We start from the raw sequence: 16922 nt of genomic DNA, 5'->3' as shown, positions 1-16922 counted from the left end.
CAGTTTCATTACCACTACCCATTATGCCTACCGGACGAGTGAAGGATTTTGCGGGCATCCTTTTTGTACTGCTAAGTGGCTTAGTGCTGACCTATAAAATTACCCAGCGTATCGATGTTGTTGCCACCGACGACGATGTGTATTTTCATAATGGGCTACTAGCTACCTGGCACCAGTTGCCTCCCATTCAGATGGCTCCGCTGTTCAGTGCCTGGTACTTGCTGATCCATAGTTTTACAGGTGATGTGATTGATACGTATTACGTGAACTGCACATTGCTGTCTGTTCTGCCTGGTCTGCTCTTTTACTTTTTATTCCGAAGCCTGAGGGTGAATGTGCTCATCAGCGCGGTGCTGTCGATCTGCTTTCTCTTCTGTCAGCTCAATCTTCCGTTACAACCCAAGGTATCGGTTTTTACCATGCTTTTCCTGATGGGTGGACTGATTGCGGCCAATTACCAAACCACACCAGTCAGAAAACTAACCGTTGCCGCCTTCAGTGCCTTGCTGGCTGCCTATGGCCGCCCCGAGTTTTTTCTGTCGTTCCTGCTCCTTTGTGGTATTGCGCTGGCCTGTTATGCCTGGCAACGCCGTCGGATAGCTCAGCCGGTTCCTTATTCTCTGATTGGCATTATGGGTCTGGGCGCTGCACTCGTGCTGATCTTCGGCTCGCCATTGGCAGGCGGGCGTAGCGTGATTGCCTTTGGACAGCATTTTGCGCTGAACTACTCGGTCTGGCATCCCGAGATTCCCGCGTCGCCCTGGATGCATTCAGGTACGTTCATCAAGCACGGGTTTGGGCGGGAAGTTACATCGATGTCCGACGCCTTCTTCTTAAATCCAGCCCTGTTCATGCGTCATATTGGTGCCAATATCGCCAATCTGATCAAAAGCACGGGCATAAACCTATTCGATATACTGATCAGGCCCTGGTTATCGCTGCTGGTGTTTCCAGGCCGTCGTTACGTACTGATTGCCATAGTCGTGGCACTGGTAGGTTTAACCAACTGGACGCAAACGGTACGGAATGTCTGGCAGGGATTGCGCGAACACGGGTGGTACTGGCTGTGCGTGGCCGTTATGCTGGTGTCTACCTACATTTCCTGCATCCTGATTTACCCCCGCGAGCACTATATCCTGTTTCAGATTATGCTCTATCTAAGTCTTGTTGGGGTTGTCTTACAGGCATTCAGGTTTCGTTCGTTGCCAATTCCCAGCCTCCCCTGGGTCGCCCGATATGCCGCCTTTAGCGCTATTCTGCTTCTTTTCCTGGCTCCCTATTGGCGGGCCGATAACCAGCCTCAACCAACGCCAACGGTTGATCTATTGCGCTTTTTGCAGAAAATTCCGGTAAAAGGGCCGATTAGTATGACGGGCAACGCACCACTTATGTACGATCTTTACCTGGGCGATAACTGGAAGTTCTGGTACCTGGAACGATACCATCCGGACGATATGCAGGCGTTCTTCAAGCAGTTTACCATCAACTGTATTCACGTTCGGCCCGACATGCTGGATATCTATCAGAAGGACCCCTTCTTTGCCAATCTCATTGCCAATCCAACTGCTTTAGACTTTGTTCGATACAATACTGACAAGCCCGACCAGTACGTGCTTGTTCAGCGTCAACTACCTTCAGTAGTACATACCCCCCACCCTCACTGACGTGCTTTTCTACGAAAATAACTTCGCCATTGTTACACCGATGGCGAATGAAGAGAAAGAATTTGCTGAGTACACATCGGCACTCGCCACAGAGTTAGACAAGCTGCAGTGCGGGTGCGTCTACATGGTAATTGATAGTGTAACCAAAGACCGGACGCTTGATCTGGCCAGGGCTTTATCGGCCCGCGACAAGCGATTTATCACGATCTGGGCCCCCGAAAATCGGAACATCGTTGATGCTTACCTGCGCGGCTACCGGGAAGCGCTGAAGAATGGCCACGACATCATCATCGAAATGGATGCGGGCCTTTCCCACGATCCACGTGCCATTCCTATGTTTCTGCGCGTTTTGAATGAAGGTAATGAATGCGCGTTTGGCAGCCGGTTCATCAACGGCGGATCAATCTACAAGTCGAATTTCAAGCGCACGTTCCTGTCGAAAATTGGTACGATCATGTCAAACGTGCTGCTGGGCAGCAATATGCACGACATGACGTCGGGTTTTCAGGGATTCCACGCCAGTACAGTAGCCGAGTTTACCGCTTACCCGTTGAAATCGACAGCCCACTTTTACCAGACAGAACTACGGTACCTGTTACGAAAGAAACGCTTTGCCGAAATTCCCATTCACTACCGGGCCCCATCGCCCAGCGTGTCGGATAATGCCATAAAAAATTCATTATCAACACTTTGGTATTATTTTAAATTGCGCCTTGCGGGTAAAGCAGCCCTGATCGAATAGAAAGACATGAACAAGAATACATTTTTAGTCATAACGTCCATATCAGCACCCAACGCTGTGTTAAAAGACTGCGCTGACCAGTCGGTAGCTAATGGAGTTAACTTCGTGGTGATGGGCGATACCAAATCACCGGCTCAGTTTGATCTGCCTGGTTGTGATTTTTGGGATATTGACCGTCAGTTGGGTCTACCGTTTTCGCTGGTTAACGACCTGCCTACGCGCCATTATGGCCGAAAGAACCTCGGCTATTTGGTGGCCATGCAGCAGGGTGCAGAGGTCATTCTGGAAACAGACGACGATAATTATCCGCGTGCCCCCTTCTGGGAAAGCCGGGAACATACCCAGCAGGCCCACGGCCTCACCCAAACTGGCTGGACAAACGTCTATAAATATTTCACCGACATTCACATCTGGCCTCGAGGCTATGCGCTTGAACACCTGCACGATCCGCTCCCGGAATTACCCGGCCTGACCGATGTGCTATGTCCCATTCAGCAGGGCCTGGCCGACGAGAACCCCGACGTTGATGCCATTTACCGCTTAACCCTGCCTCTGCCCGTTTCATTTGAGCAACGCGACAGTGTGGCGCTGGGCAATGGAGCCTGGTGCGCGTTCAACAGCCAGAACACAACCTGGTTTCCTGAGGCATTTCCGCTGTTGTATCTACCCTCGCATTGTAGCTTCCGAATGACCGATATCTGGCGCAGTTACGTGGCGCAGCGCGTAGCCTGGACATGCGGCTGGAGCATCCTGTTTCATAAGGCAACCGTTTGGCAGGAACGCAACGAGCATAACCTAATGCGCGACTTTGAGGATGAAGTAAGCGGGTACACCCAGAACCTGCAAATCTGCCGCGATCTGGCTGATTTAGACTTACCGCTGGGCACCGAAAACATCCATGCTAACGTACTTCGGTGCTATCAGTTGCTAACCGAGAAAAACTATGTGGGCAAGGCCGAAATGCCGCTGGTCGAAGCGTGGATCAGCGACATTCAAAAGTTGGGTTTCTGACGGTTGTGTCGTTATTTTACAGTTAAAGAAAAGTCCTTAGATAGGCCAGGCAACTGTTCTGTCGTTATCTATAGTAGCTACCCCCTTTTGGGCAAGCGAACTGCCTTCATAACATGGTTGACAATCAAGTTCAGTTAGTTAAAGTAACCGTCGACGGCATCGAGGTCGAAGTTGAGCCGGGGACAACTATCCTTCAGGCAGCCCGTAAAATTGGTCCCGAAGTTGCCCCACCGGCCATGTGCTACTACGAGCCGTTGAAAGGCAGTGGTGGTAAGTGCCGGGCCTGTCTGGTGCGCGTGGCAGCCGGATCAGCCAAAGATCCGCGCCCAATGCCGAAACTGGTCGCTTCCTGCATTACGCCCGTGCAGGACGGTATGGTGGTCGAAAACTTCTCGAACCCGGCCGTATTGGAAGCCCGCAAAGGCATTGTTGAATTCCTGCTCATCAATCACCCCCTCGACTGCCCGGTATGCGACCAGGCTGGTGAGTGCGATTTGCAGAACTTTGCGTTCGAGCATGGGGCCGTCCAGACCCGTTACGAAGAAGAACGGCGCACGTTCGAGAAAACCGATATTGGTCCGTATATCCAGTTGCACATGACGCGCTGCATCCTGTGCTACCGCTGCGTATATACTGCCGATCAGATCACTGAGAAGCGGGTGCACGGCGTATTGAACCGGGGCGATGCCTCGGAGATAGGTACGTATATCGAAAAGGCCATCGACAACGATTTTTCAGGCAACGTAATCGACGTTTGCCCCGTTGGTGCCCTGACCGATAAGACGTATCGGTTCAAAAACCGCGTGTGGTTCACCAAGCCCGTTGATGCGCACCGCGACTGCCCTACCTGCTCGGGTAAGGTTTCGCTTTGGTATCGCGGTGATGAGGTGATCCGGGTAACGGCCCGCAAAAACGAATGGGGCGAGGTGAAGGAGTTTATCTGTAACACCTGCCGCTTCGACAAAAAAGATACGGCCGATTGGGTGATTGAAGGGCCAACGAAGATTTCGCGGGCATCAGTGATTTCAGCTAATAAGTACCCGAAAAATCTGACTGTTCCTTCATTCGGAGCCAGACTGGCCGCTGCCGAGTACAAACCCATCGATGATGCGCGCGACACCTCACAACTCGGCATTCAACAGTTACCACCCGAACGTTTTGCCAAAACACTGCCTTCGGCAAAAGAATAGTTTACTGTCTTCTGTCTTCCGTCTTCTGTTGCTTCGCTAACGTACCTGAGTTTGGTTTAGTAAAGCAATAGAAGACGGAAGACAGAAAACTCTTCAACAGTAGTTTATGGATCTTACCGTTCTCATTATCAAGTCGCTCGTGATTCTGGCTATTTTCGGAATCACCCTGCTGATTGCTACCTACTCGACCTATGCCGAGCGGAAGGTAGCCGCGTTTTTGCAGGATCGAATCGGCCCAAACCGGGCTGGCCCACTGGGCCTGCTACAACCCATTGCCGACGCTGGAAAAATGTTCTTCAAGGAAGATTTCATTCCCGCTCAGGCCAGTAAATGGTTATTTATTCTCGGGCCGTGTCTGGCGATGCTCACGGCACTGATGTCGAGTGCCGTGATTCCCTTTGGCGATAGTATCCGCTACGGTAGCTTCGACGTACCTGTGCAGGGCCTTGACGTGAACGTGGGCATCCTATACGTTTTCGGCGTGGTTTCGCTGGGTGTATATGGCATCATGATTGGCGGCTGGGCGTCCAACAACAAGTTTTCGCTGCTGGGTGCCATTCGTGCGGCTTCCCAAAATATCAGCTACGAAGTAGCTCTGGGCCTGTCGATCATTGCCATTCTGATGATGACGGGCTCGCTGTCGCTAAGGACCATCGTAAGTGAACAGGCAAATGTCTGGGAATGGAACGTCTTCACACAACCGCTGGGCTTTGTGATCTTCCTCACCTGCGCTTTTGCGGAATGTAACCGTACGCCGTTCGACTTACCGGAGTGCGAAACCGAACTCGTGGGCGGTTACCATACCGAATACAGCTCGATGAAGCTGGGTTTCTACCTGTTCTCGGAGTACATCAACATGTTCACCTCGTCGGCCGTGATTTCTACGCTGTATTTTGGTGGCTTCCATTATCCGTTCATGACGCAGGTGCATGATGCGCTGGTTGGTTCGCTGGGCAACGTAGCCGGTCATAACGTAGCCACGCTGATTGGTACGGTTGTTCTTTTTGCCAAAATCTTCTTCTTCATCTTCTTCTTCATGTGGGTACGTTGGACGGTTCCCCGTTTCCGCTACGATCAACTGATGAACCTTGGCTGGAAATCGCTGATTCCGCTCTCGATCCTGAACGTTATTCTGACCGGCGCGGGACTTCTTTACAATATCAAGTATGCCACGTGGGCGATCGTTCTGGTGATGGTGGTTCTGGCCGCAACCAACGCCATTAAAGCCCCGCGTCGCAAGCCAGTGGCTGTGCCACAAGTTTAAGTTAAACAAGTTTACTGTCTTCTGTTGCTTCGCTTAGTTGAGGTACTCAAAAAGCGGAGCAACAGAAGACAGAAAATAGTAAACACTTTCAAATGTTAACGAACCGATCAAAACAAGTCAGCAATAAGGAAATGACGCTGGCTGAGCGGATGTACCTGCCCGCTGTTCTTGGCGGACTGGCCATCACGATCCGGCACTTCTTCATGAAGAAGGCAACCATTCAATACCCGGAAGTGAAGCGGTACCTGGGGCCTGTTTTTCGCGGGCATCATGTGCTGAAGCGCGACGAGCAGGGGCGCGAACGGTGTACGGCCTGTGGCCTGTGCGCGGTGGCCTGTCCGGCCGAAGCGATTTCGATGGTAGCGGCCGAACGGAAGAAAGGCGAAGAAACGCTCTATCGCGAAGAGAAATATGCGGCCGTTTACGAGATAAACATGTTGCGTTGCATCTTCTGCGGCCTTTGCGAAGAAGCCTGCCCCAAACAGGCCGTTTACCTTCGCCACGACCGTATGGTGCCCGTAGTGGTTAGCCGTGAAGACGTGATCTACGGAAAAGACAAGCTCGTTGAAAAACTCGACGACAGGTACGTTCGCAACAACCCCGACGTGAAAGCAACGCCAACAGAACCTACTCTCTCACGATCGGTGGCCTAATTATACGTTTGTTGGTTGCGGTTTGTGGGTGCGCTTCTAATGAGTGAAGCAACCACAAACCGCAACCAACAAACCATACAGACAAACTCATGCACCAATTCGACTCTTTCCTGGCCCACCTTAAAACCCTGACCACCGCCGGTTATCTGTTCTACGGACTTGGGTTTATCACGCTACTGAGTGCTATTTCGGTCGTTACAGCCCGGAACCCTATACACAGCGTACTGGCTTTGATCTTCACCTTTTTCTGTCTGACGGGCCACTATATGCTCCTCAATGCACAGTTCCTGGCTATCGTGAATATCATCGTGTATGCCGGAGCCATCATGGTTCTGTTCCTGTTTGCCATCATGTTCCTCAACCTGAAGCAGGATGATGAAGAATCGAAAGTGACGATTACCAAAACGGCGGGCGTTATTGTCGGCGGCGTGCTGATGGTACTGCTCCTCTCGATTTTCAATGCAGCACCGGCGGGGTCATACAATCCGGCAGCTTTCGACGCTCAGACCGGTCTGGTTGAACGGCTCGGTATTGTACTCTACAGTGACTACATTCTGCCGTTCGAGCTAGCCTCGGTACTCTTCCTTATTGCGATGGTTGGGGCAGTTATGCTTGGCAAACGCGAAGCAGGCGACCCTCATTTCTGATTACAGAAAGTTACTTATAGTTCGCTAGCCGCTCATCAAGAGCGGCTTTTTTTCTGCCTTTTACAGAATAGTATGCGTGCATACTATTTTTTCTATCTTTGTACTATTCCAAATCAACTTTTGTTAATAAGGTAAAGACGTACCTGGCCACCGGCTGGTTTGCGTCTCAAACTCGAAACATCAAACGCCCTTTCTATGGACGCATATATTGTAGCTGGTTTCCGTAGCCCCGTTGGTAAAGCCCCGCGTGGTGGTCTGCGGCTAACCCGCCCCGACGATCTGGCCGCCGAAGTGATCAAACACTTGCTGGCCCAGGTGCCAAACCTTGACCCTGCCCGCGTTGAAGACCTCATCGTGGGTAATGCCGTGCCCGAAGCCGAACAAGGCATGCAGATTTCGCGGTACATCGCCCTGCTTTCTTTACCCAGTAGTGTACCCGGCATGACCATCAACCGCTATTGTGGCTCAGGTCTGGAGGCGATTGCCATTGCCTCGGCCAAAATTCACGCGGGTATGGCCGACTGTATTATCGCCGGCGGCACCGAATCCATGTCGATGGTGCCGGTGATGGGCTGGAAAACGGCTTTGAACTACGACATTGCCAAATCACATCCTGATTATTATATCGGTATGGGCCTGACTGCCGAGCAGGTAGCCGACCAGTTCAAGATCAGTCGTGACGCACAGGACGAGTTTGCGCTGGAATCGCACAAGCGGGCGTTGGCAGCGCAGGCAGCCGGTAAATTTACCGACGAGATTGTCCCCATTGCCGTAAAAGAGACGTACTTCGACGAAGCCAGTGGCAAGAAGAAGACGCGCGAATGGACCGTTGCGCAGGATGAAGGTCCACGGAAAGACACGAGTGCTGAAGGCCTCGCCAAACTACGGCCCGTTTTTGCCGCAGGTGGCTCCGTAACAGCCGGCAACTCATCACAAACGTCTGATGGGGCGGCTTTCGTGATCGTCATGTCGGAACGGTTGGTAAACGAACTGAATCTGAAGCCAGTTGCCCGGATGATGTCTTATGCGTCGGCTGGTGTTGAGCCACGGATCATGGGCATTGGGCCAGTAGCGGCTATCCCCATTGCCTTGCAGAAAGCAGGTTTGAAACAGGATGATATCGACCAGATTGAATTGAACGAAGCCTTTGCGGCCCAATCACTGGCCGTTATTCAGGAACTGGGCCTTGATCGCAGCAAAATCAATCACAATGGCGGAGCTATCGCTCTAGGTCACGCCCTCGGTTCAACGGGTGCCCGGCTGTCTGTACAATTGCTGAATGAAATGCGTCGCCGGGATGAGAAATACGGCATGGTGTCGGCCTGCGTAGGTGGCGGACAAGGCGTAGCCGGTATTTTCGAACGGCTGAATTAATGTATCTGACGCGGATTTGAGTCCGCCTGTCAATGAACAAAAATGCGGACTGAAATCCGCGTTACATAGTAAAAAAGCCCTGCCTTACCGATGTCGGTAAGGCAGGGCTTTTTTAAGACTAATCAAAAGTCATTTATACCACCTGCGCAGTTTCGCCAACCAGCTCGTGCTTCAGCAGGTATTCGGCGATTTGTACAGCGTTAGTAGCGGCTCCTTTACGCAGATTATCGGCTACGATCCAGAGGTTCAACGTGTTGTCTTGACTTTCATCGCGGCGGATTCGGCCAACGAATACTTCATCTTTACCATGCGCAGTGAGGGGCATGGGGTAGATTTTGTTGGCTGGATCATCCTGCACAATAACGCCCTCGGCCCGGGCAAGCAACTCGGTTACTTCCTTCAGATCGAAGTCGTTCTCAAATTCAATGTTTACCGCTTCTGAGTGGCCGCCGATGGTTGGAATACGAACGGTAGTGGCCGTTACCCGAATCGAGTCATCACCCATGATCTTGGTCGTTTCCTTCACCATCTTCATTTCCTCTTTCGTGTAGCCATTATCGAGGAACACATCGATATGTGGCAAGACGTTCAGGTCGATTGGGTGCGGGTACACTTTGGCTACCGAATTATCGCCATTTCGTTCAGCAAACAACTGATCAACAGCCGCTTTCCCCGTTCCGGTAACAGACTGATACGTTGAGACAACTACCCGTTTGATCTTGTATTTCTCATGTAGCGGCTTCAACACCACCACCATCTGAATGGTTGAACAGTTGGGGTTGGCAATGATCTTATCATCGACCGTCAGCGTATCGGCGTTTACTTCGGGAACAACCAGTTTTTTGGTTGGGTCCATGCGCCAGGCCGACGAATTGTCGATCACGGTAATGCCAGCCTCGGCAAAGCGCGGAGCCAGTTCGAGCGAGGTGCTTCCGCCAGCCGAGAAGATGGCAATCGCGGGTTTGCGGGCGATGGCCTCATCGTAGCCGACTACCGTGACGGGTTCGCCCTTGAACATCACCTGTTTACCAACCGACCGCTCTGACGCGACAGGAATGAGTTCAGTGACCGGGAAATTCCGTTCGGCCAGTACCTTCAGCATCTCGCCACCGACTAAGCCCGTGGCCCCAACGACTGCGATTTTCATAGAATTTTCGACGTTTTATTGAAAAATTGACCGCAAAAGTACGGCGAAAGCCGATAACTTGTCGCTTAAACAAACAAAAAGCCTGTCTGATTTATACCAGACAGGCTTTTCACGAATAGGACAAGCTTTCACTTATCGACCACCAAAGAAATAGCCTACAGATAGGCCATAGGCAGTCGTCTTGGCTGTGACATCTTTGTCGCTGCTGATACTAGTTAAACCAGGTGAGAAATAGCCTGATACTAACAGACCTGACGACAGCTCGTAGCCAGCAGATATATGTAGACCTACGTCGATCCGCTTTAGGTCGTCTTTGTCATCGAAGGTAAATTTTGTTGTTTCTGACTGCCCATTAAATGTTGATACAGAGCTGCCACTCAAAGCATAACCCACGTAAGGACCAGCACCTAGAACAACCCGGCCCTCACCTGCCTCAAATCCGTAGGTTAGTTGAACCGGAATTTCCAGGTAATTGATCATTGCTTTTTGTTCTAAAGTAATGCCCTGCGCACTGGCGCTTTGTTTGGCACCTTTAACAGAGTACAGCAGTTGCGGACGCAGCGATATCTCGTCAGTAATAGGCAGGTCGAGCATTAAGCCCGCCTGAAAGCCTACCAGGCTCGACGCTTGTTGAGAGGATGGGGTAATCGTAATATTTGATAGCTGCAAACTGCCTTTAACGCCTACAGCAACCTGGCCAAACGAGGTGGTGATACTGCCCAAGAGCAAAAAGGCACAAACTGAAAGTAGATTACGTAACATTGTAAATAGGGGATTGTAAGTGTGTAAATGGATTGAGCCTGAAAAGTAGGCGAAAACCAAGTACAATCCCCCATAAAGCAATTATAAATACTGCTTAATCTACTAAGCGTAGTTAACAAGTAGTTTTTCTGTTAATGGTGATCCAAAAAGTAGCCAATAGAGATGCCATAACTGCGGTTTCGTAACGTTCCGCCAAAGGCAGATGGGTCTAACGATGCAGTCGGGTTCGTTGGGTTAAGAGCGGCAAAGTTTGGCGTCGAGTTTTTTGAGAAGTTGGTCAGCCCGTGGGTGTAGTAGGCCGAGAAGGTGAGCCCAACAGGCAGTTCATACCCAAGCGAAGCCGTTGCGCCCAGATCGTGTTTATGAAAATTACTGGTATCAAAGTTGATCGACTCCCCGTTGATCGTACCACCCACAGCCACGGCCGCATAGGGCCCTGCGCCAACAACCAGCCGCCCCGGCCCCGCCTCGAAACCATACGTAACCATCACCGGCAACTCAATATAATTGACCACCACTTTCGAGATTGGGGTGCCAATTGATAATGTTGAACTGGGCAAACCAACTCGGGTGAGGGCGTTGGCGACGAACGTACCTACGTCGACATTGCCGCCTTTCACCGAATACAGCAGTTGCGGCCGCACAGAGAGCCGATCTGTAAGCGGAATATCAGCCATCAGCCCGGCCCGGAAACCTACCCGCTGATTGATTGGCACCGCCAACGTACCCAGAGTTGGCCCTAGTGATGTAAGATCCACTGTTGAGGCAACGTTACTCGCCTGAACGCTGCCCATAACGCCGTAACGTATCTGAGCAGTGGCGGTAGCTGAATACAACGAGAACAGAAGCAGGGTTACACAGAGGCGTTTCATAGGAGTCAACAGGCTGTTTTGCGACTGCAAAAAACGGAAGAAGCAGCCAGACGCCAACCTATCTTCCTACTGTTATGCCTAAAACCACCATTGCTTTTCTGGCGAAATACATCCATCCAACCGCACATCCGTCTGTTCTACACCACTTATATGGTCTAGCGGCTCGAAAAATGATAGGCCTATTTTCAAACAGTCAGGGCCAGCCTCGGCCAGAAAACGGTCGTAGTAGCCACCACCGTAGCCAACGCGGTGCCCTTGCTTATCGAAAGCCAGAAGCGGAACAATGACCAGATCAGGCTGGCCGACAACGGGCTCAAACGTACCTATAGGCACCGGAATCCCCCATTTCGTTTCAGTCAGTGGCGTCTCGGTCGTCAACGGAAAGGACTGTAGCGTATTCGTGTCTGCATCAGTCAGCGACGACCAGATACGTACCTGCGGGAAATCGTCCCAAAGTCGATGAATGATGGGCCAGGTATCCACCTCCCGTTGCCGCCGGATAGGCAGGTACGTATGCACGACCGCACCCGGCCGATGTAGACAGGCCATGATGCGGGGATCTGAAAAAAATAGCTGCTGTATCCCCTGACTTTTTATAACCCTCTCCGATAAAGGGACGTCGCGTCTTCTTTGCCGGTACTCAAGTCGAATTGCCTGTTTATCCATCGGGGATTTATCTTATTCTATCCATTTAAACCGCTGTAGTATGCAAGTAACAGTAGCCAACATTCTCCAGCGTCTGGCTGGTATGCGCCGAGGGGCGTTGCTTGGCCCGCCACCGGGGCACTACTACAGTCCTATAGTAGACAGTAGACAAAAATGACATGCGCCGCCGGGCCGATGCGCTTTTTGCTTCTTCTGTTCGTACTGTAGCCGGGATAGACCTTAGAGAAGGCAACCAATTTTTGAGCCATGATTCTGATTTCGAGATCATTGCTTTTAACACCTTTCTGGAAGAATTTCGCGCCCAGCGCTTCGCTGGGCATATGCCCATCTGCCTCGACAATAAAGGAGGAAGCATCTGGATCAGACGAAAATAGCTATTCAGTCACCTCGCTCAGCTTTCCAGGCAAACCTGCATCTGGAACTTGAGCGGGTCGAAGTTGGCGAGCAGCTTTTGTAGAAACGTGGGGTCGTTAAGGTAGAACGTCAGGAAATTATCGGCGCGTTCCTGGGGCGTACCACTGGGGAATAACTCTTCTTTCACAGCCAGTAGTTGCCGAACGCCTGTCTCCTGATTATGCTCTTCAGCGCGGCGCATCTTTTTTTCCAGCCGAACCACGGCATTGGCAAACCGCTTGGTTTCGGCCAGAACGGCTTTTTCCAACGTCGGGTCAACGAGTTGCGCTTTTTGCAGAATAGTGGCCAGCGCCTTGTTTACTACTTTATTCTCGGCGTCGAACTTGAGGCTGTGTTCAGTATGATGCTCAACGTACGCCCGTTTCAGGGCCACCACATCCTGAAACATATCGGTAACGGTCAGGCCAAGTTTGTTGATCCGCCGGGCGGCTACTCTGGGTACGTATAAGGCAAAATTCCGGGGCATCAGCATCGGAAACGCCAGTTTGTAATGATCAAACTCGGCCTTCAGTTGTAACCAGTAAGGCACTTCAGAAGGCCCGCCAATGTAAGCGAGGTTTGGCAGAATGGTTTCCTGGTACAACGGGCGCATCACTACGTTGGGGCTGAATCGTTCGGGGTTCTGCTCCAGTTCTGCCAGCAGTTCGGCCTCCGTAAACCGCAGTTTCGTGTTCAGCACGTCATAGCCGTCGTCGGTACGGGTGATTCGCTCACGAAGCCCGTCGAGGAGGTAAAACAGGTTGATATCGCGGGGCGAAATCGGTGTTTTATAGCCCAGTTCGTTCAGCGTTTCGGTGGTTTTGTTCACCAGCGCACTGGTTGTTTGCTGTAGCAGTTCATCGCGGATAATGGGCGAGAAAATCCGTTTCAGTGCAGCATCGTCAGCATCCAGGCAAATCAGCCCTTCGGCCCCGAACAGCTCGTGCATGTAGAACCGAACGGCGTCGGCCAGGGAATCGTGGTTCAGGTATGCCTCTTCAAAGAGGGGCAGTTTCTCAGGAATAGTTTTTAATACGTCGGCCAGTTCGCGCGGGTTCATGCGCCCCACGGCCCCACGCTGTTCGGTTTCCCAACTGTGGGTACGTCCGAAAAGCCGAAAATGATTGATTTCGGCAAAATCGTGGTCTTCCGACGCCATCCAGTAAACCGGCACAAAGTTATAATCCGGGTACGCCTCCTTCAGCTTTTTGGCCAGATTCAGGATCGTCACAATTTTGTACATGATGTACAATGGCCCCGTAAATATATTCAGTTGATGACCCGTAGTAACCGCAAACGTGTTTGGTTGCCGCAGCGCGTCGATAGCAGGCACTGTCTGCCCTGCTACGGCGGGGTTGTTAAGCCGGGCATATTGGCGCGTCAGCACATCGGCCAGGATATTCCGGTTTTGGTCAGAGAACTGTTTCTGCTTAATCTGTCGGGGAAAGGCGTCGAGGGTTGGAAATTCGCCGTAGAACGGTTTTACGGCGGAATGTTGATTCAGGTAATCGAGGAATAGAGACGAAAACTGGCCAGTGGCCGAGAGGGGCACGTATTGACACTCCATGCAGGCAGAACGAATGACGGGTTACAGGTGCTTGAACGTGCTTAGTGGGTTTCAAGTTTCACCCCCAACTCTCTAAAGAAGGCTAAAGCTCTGCCCAAGGTACACTTGCATCAGCTTTAGCCCCCTTCAGGGGGTTGGGGGTGAAACCAAAGCCTTATCTTTGCCCTGATGCAAACCGAATCGACCGTAGTCTACACGCCCACAACCCAATACGAAGCCGTTATTGGGCTGGAAGTGCATTGCCAACTGCTTACCCAAAGCAAGATGTTTGCCGCCGATGCCAATGCGTTCGGGGCGGATCCCAACACGCAGGTGAGCGTGATTACCCTGGCACATCCGGGCGCGCTGCCGAAAGCCAATCGGGTGGCCGTTGACTACGCCGTCAGGATGGGCATTGCCTGTGGCTGCGAGATTACCCGCCGCAACGTATTTGCCCGTAAAAATTATTTCTACCCCGATCTGCCAAAGGGCTATCAGCTATCGCAGGATAAAGGGCCAATTTGTGTGGGCGGCGGCATTCTGGTGAAAGCCCGCGATTTCGACGGGGTCGTTCGCGACACCACCATTCAACTGCATCATATTCACCTCGAAGAAGACGCCGGCAAGAGCATTCATGACGCCGACCCTGCGGCCACCTGCCTTGACTATAATCGCGCCGGTACGCCGCTGATCGAGATGGTGACGGAACCCTGCCTGCGCTCGGCCGATGAAGCAGGGCAGTTTCTGACCGAGGTTCGGCGGCTGGTTCGCTACCTCGGCATCTGCGACGGCAACATGGAAGAAGGCTCACTGCGATGCGACGTGAACGTATCGATCCGGCCGCGCGGTGCCACCGAACTGGGCACCAAGGTGGAAGTAAAGAACCTGAACTCGATTCGCAACGTGCAACGGGCCATCGACAGCGAATTCAGCCGACAGGTGGCGGTTACGGAAGCAGGTGGCCGACTGATTCAGGAAACCCGCACGTTCGACGCGGCTACGGGGCAAACGCTGGGCATGCGCGAAAAAGAAAGCATGAACGATTACCGGTATTTCCCTGACCCGGACCTGATGCCGGTGGTTATTTCTGACGAATGGCTGGCGGAGATACGTACCCGGATGCCCGCTCTTCCCCGCGAACGCTACCTGAAATTCACGAATCAGTACGGCCTGCCCGAGTATGACGCAGCCCTACTGACCGACACCCGCGAACTGGCCGATTTTTACGAAGCTGTTTGCCACGAGACCCCGAATTTTAAAGCAGCCTCCAACTGGGTGATGGGCCCGTTGAAAGCCCAGCTTACCGAACGGATGACGCGCGAGAATCAGTTTCCCGTGTCGGCATCGGCCCTGGCTTCGCTGATTCGCCTGATCGACGATGGAACGGTTAGTCAAACCGCCGCGCAAACCATCTTCGGCCTGATGGTGGATCAACCCGACGCCAGCCCTGCCGAACTAGCAACGGCTAATGGCTTGTTACAGAACCGTAATACAGACGCGTTACAGTCGTTAATAGACCAGACGCTTGCTGCCTGGCCCGACAAAGTGGAACAGTACCGAAAAGGAAAAAAGAACCTGCTCGGTCTTTTCGTTGGTGAGGTAATGAAAAAGTCAAAAGGGTCGGCTGATCCGAAATTGGTAAATCAATTAGTGGTTAAAACGTTGGGCTGATTTTTGCTTTGCGTCATTAGCCTTTGGCGTCATTAAGTAGTCATTATGCTTCGCTGTCAGTAGGTAGTCATTTTTCGCGAAAACAATGAATGCCCGCCTAATGACAGCGAACATAATGACGTATAGCGATTGGCAGCGTAGCGTAATGACCATAAATGATAACTTATAAAACATGAAACACGTATTTCTTGGCCTGTCCTTCCTGCTGGTTGGTGTGGCCGCTCAGGCACAGAAGCAGGCGACCGTAGCGGGCCTGCTGAAAAACGCCGTTCCGGGCAGCAAAGTGTATCTGGAATCGAACAACGCCCCCACCGTACGGCTGGACTCGACTGTTGTTGGTCCCGAAAGACGGTTTTTGTTGAAGACCAACGTACCTGAAGGGGGCAACATTTACATTGTCAATGTGGGCGGAACAACCAAAATGCCCGTTTTGCTCGAAGGCGGTGAAACCATTGAGGTACTGGTTGAGCCGGGCATCAAAGGCAAAGAGAAAAACGCCCCAACCCCCAAGCCAAAAGTGACGATGAGCGGGGCTAAAACGAACGATCAGTTCCGGGTGCTGTACCAGATGCAGACCGATTTGCAGGCGAAAGGCCAGGATCTGATGAAATCGTATCAGGAAGCCCAAACCCGCAACGATGCCAAATCGATGAGCCAGATCGAGAAGAGCTTTGATGAAGCGTCGCGGGCAAATACACAGAAAGTGAAGGCCATGCTACCTGAGCTGGGTACGTCGCTGGCGGCTTTATACGCAACGAACTTCCTGAGCACGGAAACCGATTTTCCCACGCTGGACACACTGGCCCGCCGCTTCGAGAAAGAAAATCCCAATAGCGTACATGCCAAAGCGTTTATGGGCAACATCGCCCGGATTCGGGGGGTAAACGTAGGCTCGGAAGCACCAGAAATTGCCCTGGCAGATACCAACGGCACCACCGTTCCCCTGTCATCGCTGCGCGGTAAATACGTCCTCATCGACTTCTGGGCTAGCTGGTGCGGACCTTGTCGCAACGAAAACCCGAATGTGGTTCGGATGTACGACAAGTTTAAAGAAAAGGGATTTGCTATCTACAGTGTCTCGCTCGATAACCCCGGTAAGCGCGAAGCCTGGGTACGTGCCATCCGCAACGATAATCTCACCTGGACGCACGTGTCGGACCTGAAAGGGTGGCAGTCATACGCCGCTCAGCAATACGGCGTCAGCGCCATTCCGGCTACCTTCCTGCTTGATCCAAGCGGTAAGATCATCGCCAAAAACCTGCGTGGTGAAGCCCTGGAGGCCAAACTCGCCGAAATGTTGAAATAAATCAATAAATCAAT

The 16922-nt window shown here is 52.0% G+C and carries 16 protein-coding genes; 11 read left to right on the top strand and 5 right to left on the bottom strand.

Translation table 11 applies throughout. The features are described from left to right. Positions 1–23 precede the first annotated feature (23 nt). The 8 genes from ACFE8Q_RS20495 (at position 24) to ACFE8Q_RS20460 (ending at position 8545) form a co-directional block, all read left to right on the top strand. Positions 24–1664, top strand: coding sequence for a hypothetical protein (locus tag ACFE8Q_RS20495; RefSeq protein ID WP_375447304.1), 1641 nt, complete (start codon positions 24–26; stop codon positions 1662–1664). A gap of 1 nt (position 1665) precedes the next feature. Beyond that, positions 1666–2406, top strand: a complete 741-nt coding sequence (locus ACFE8Q_RS20490; protein ID WP_375447303.1) for a glycosyltransferase — start codon at positions 1666–1668, stop codon at positions 2404–2406. A gap of 6 nt (positions 2407–2412) precedes the next feature. Then, positions 2413–3417, top strand: a complete 1005-nt coding sequence (locus ACFE8Q_RS20485; RefSeq protein ID WP_375447302.1) for an STELLO glycosyltransferase family protein — start codon at positions 2413–2415, stop codon at positions 3415–3417. A 113-nt stretch (positions 3418–3530) separates the two neighbouring features. Continuing rightward, positions 3531–4607, top strand: coding sequence for a 2Fe-2S iron-sulfur cluster-binding protein (locus ACFE8Q_RS20480; protein ID WP_375447301.1), 1077 nt, complete (start codon positions 3531–3533; stop codon positions 4605–4607). A 106-nt stretch (positions 4608–4713) separates the two neighbouring features. Then, positions 4714–5871, top strand: coding sequence for an NADH-quinone oxidoreductase subunit NuoH (gene nuoH / locus ACFE8Q_RS20475; protein WP_375447300.1), 1158 nt, complete (start codon positions 4714–4716; stop codon positions 5869–5871). Positions 5872–5963: 92 nt separating this feature from the next. Then, positions 5964–6524: a NuoI/complex I 23 kDa subunit family protein gene (locus ACFE8Q_RS20470; RefSeq protein ID WP_375447299.1), complete on the top strand. Its 561-nt coding sequence runs from the start codon at positions 5964–5966 to the stop codon at positions 6522–6524. 89 nt (positions 6525–6613) lie between these two features. Further along, positions 6614–7171 carry an NADH-quinone oxidoreductase subunit J gene (locus ACFE8Q_RS20465; RefSeq protein WP_375447298.1) on the top strand — a complete coding sequence of 186 codons (558 nt, stop codon included), beginning with the start codon at positions 6614–6616 and terminating at the stop codon, positions 7169–7171. Positions 7172–7366: 195 nt separating this feature from the next. After that, complete coding sequence (locus tag ACFE8Q_RS20460) at positions 7367–8545, top strand: acetyl-CoA C-acyltransferase (protein ID WP_375447297.1); 1179 nt, start codon at positions 7367–7369, stop codon at positions 8543–8545. A gap of 133 nt (positions 8546–8678) precedes the next feature. Here ACFE8Q_RS20460 and ACFE8Q_RS20455 read toward each other — a convergent pair whose 3' ends face one another. The 4 genes from ACFE8Q_RS20455 to ACFE8Q_RS20440 all read right to left on the bottom strand — a co-directional run bounded on the left by ACFE8Q_RS20455 (position 8679) and on the right by ACFE8Q_RS20440 (position 11992). Then, the gene (locus tag ACFE8Q_RS20455; protein WP_375447296.1) at positions 8679–9692 is read right to left on the bottom strand and encodes an aspartate-semialdehyde dehydrogenase; all 1014 of its coding nucleotides are present in this window, start codon (positions 9690–9692) and stop codon (positions 8679–8681) included. Positions 9693–9824: 132 nt separating this feature from the next. Further along, complete coding sequence (locus ACFE8Q_RS20450; RefSeq protein WP_375447295.1) at positions 9825–10454, bottom strand: porin family protein; 630 nt, start codon at positions 10452–10454, stop codon at positions 9825–9827. 131 nt (positions 10455–10585) lie between these two features. Then, positions 10586–11326, bottom strand: a complete 741-nt coding sequence (locus ACFE8Q_RS20445; RefSeq protein ID WP_375447294.1) for a porin family protein — start codon at positions 11324–11326, stop codon at positions 10586–10588. Between the two features lie 78 nt (positions 11327–11404). After that, positions 11405–11992, bottom strand: a complete 588-nt coding sequence (locus ACFE8Q_RS20440) for a 5-formyltetrahydrofolate cyclo-ligase (RefSeq protein WP_375447293.1) — start codon at positions 11990–11992, stop codon at positions 11405–11407. Positions 11993–12150: 158 nt separating this feature from the next. Between ACFE8Q_RS20440 and ACFE8Q_RS20435 the strand changes: the two genes are divergently transcribed. Then, on the top strand, positions 12151–12366 hold the full coding sequence (locus ACFE8Q_RS20435) for a hypothetical protein (protein WP_375447292.1): 216 nt from the start codon (positions 12151–12153) through the stop codon (positions 12364–12366). 17 nt (positions 12367–12383) lie between these two features. On the opposite strand, the gene bshC is transcribed toward ACFE8Q_RS20435, so the two are convergent. Beyond that, positions 12384–13952 carry a bacillithiol biosynthesis cysteine-adding enzyme BshC gene (gene bshC / locus ACFE8Q_RS20430; protein WP_375447291.1) on the bottom strand — a complete coding sequence of 523 codons (1569 nt, stop codon included), beginning with the start codon at positions 13950–13952 and terminating at the stop codon, positions 12384–12386. A 168-nt stretch (positions 13953–14120) separates the two neighbouring features. On the opposite strand from bshC, the gene gatB reads away from it, so the two are divergent. Both gatB and ACFE8Q_RS20420 read left to right on the top strand, forming a co-directional pair. Next, positions 14121–15602: an Asp-tRNA(Asn)/Glu-tRNA(Gln) amidotransferase subunit GatB gene (gene gatB, locus ACFE8Q_RS20425; protein WP_375447290.1), complete on the top strand. Its 1482-nt coding sequence runs from the start codon at positions 14121–14123 to the stop codon at positions 15600–15602. Positions 15603–15774: 172 nt separating this feature from the next. Further along, the gene (locus ACFE8Q_RS20420) at positions 15775–16908 is read left to right on the top strand and encodes a redoxin domain-containing protein (protein WP_375447289.1); all 1134 of its coding nucleotides are present in this window, start codon (positions 15775–15777) and stop codon (positions 16906–16908) included. Positions 16909–16922 lie beyond the last annotated feature (14 nt).

It is taken from the genome of uncultured Fibrella sp. (assembly GCF_964250085.1).
Classification (GTDB): Bacteria; Bacteroidota; Bacteroidia; order Cytophagales; family Spirosomataceae; genus Fibrella.
The sequence above is the reverse complement of the archived record's forward strand: the minus strand, read 5'-3'. Positions and strand labels throughout refer to the sequence as shown.

Coding starts and splice junctions, on each gene's coding strand:
- ACFE8Q_RS20435 (WP_375447292.1), top strand. CDS start 12,151: ATGCGCCGCCGGGCCGATGCGCTTTTTGCTTCTTCTGTTCGTACTGTA.
- gatB (WP_375447290.1), top strand. CDS start 14,121: ATGCAAACCGAATCGACCGTAGTCTACACGCCCACAACCCAATACGAA.
- ACFE8Q_RS20420 (WP_375447289.1), top strand. CDS start 15,775: ATGAAACACGTATTTCTTGGCCTGTCCTTCCTGCTGGTTGGTGTGGCC.
- ACFE8Q_RS20495 (WP_375447304.1), top strand. CDS start 24: ATGCCTACCGGACGAGTGAAGGATTTTGCGGGCATCCTTTTTGTACTG.
- ACFE8Q_RS20470 (WP_375447299.1), top strand. CDS start 5,964: ATGTTAACGAACCGATCAAAACAAGTCAGCAATAAGGAAATGACGCTG.
- ACFE8Q_RS20455 (WP_375447296.1), bottom strand. CDS start 9,692: ATGAAAATCGCAGTCGTTGGGGCCACGGGCTTAGTCGGTGGCGAGATG.
- bshC (WP_375447291.1), bottom strand. CDS start 13,952: ATGGAGTGTCAATACGTGCCCCTCTCGGCCACTGGCCAGTTTTCGTCT.
- ACFE8Q_RS20450 (WP_375447295.1), bottom strand. CDS start 10,454: ATGTTACGTAATCTACTTTCAGTTTGTGCCTTTTTGCTCTTGGGCAGT.
- ACFE8Q_RS20485 (WP_375447302.1), top strand. CDS start 2,413: ATGAACAAGAATACATTTTTAGTCATAACGTCCATATCAGCACCCAAC.
- ACFE8Q_RS20440 (WP_375447293.1), bottom strand. CDS start 11,992: ATGGATAAACAGGCAATTCGACTTGAGTACCGGCAAAGAAGACGCGAC.
- nuoH (WP_375447300.1), top strand. CDS start 4,714: ATGGATCTTACCGTTCTCATTATCAAGTCGCTCGTGATTCTGGCTATT.
- ACFE8Q_RS20460 (WP_375447297.1), top strand. CDS start 7,367: ATGGACGCATATATTGTAGCTGGTTTCCGTAGCCCCGTTGGTAAAGCC.
- ACFE8Q_RS20465 (WP_375447298.1), top strand. CDS start 6,614: ATGCACCAATTCGACTCTTTCCTGGCCCACCTTAAAACCCTGACCACC.
- ACFE8Q_RS20480 (WP_375447301.1), top strand. CDS start 3,531: ATGGTTGACAATCAAGTTCAGTTAGTTAAAGTAACCGTCGACGGCATC.
- ACFE8Q_RS20445 (WP_375447294.1), bottom strand. CDS start 11,326: ATGAAACGCCTCTGTGTAACCCTGCTTCTGTTCTCGTTGTATTCAGCT.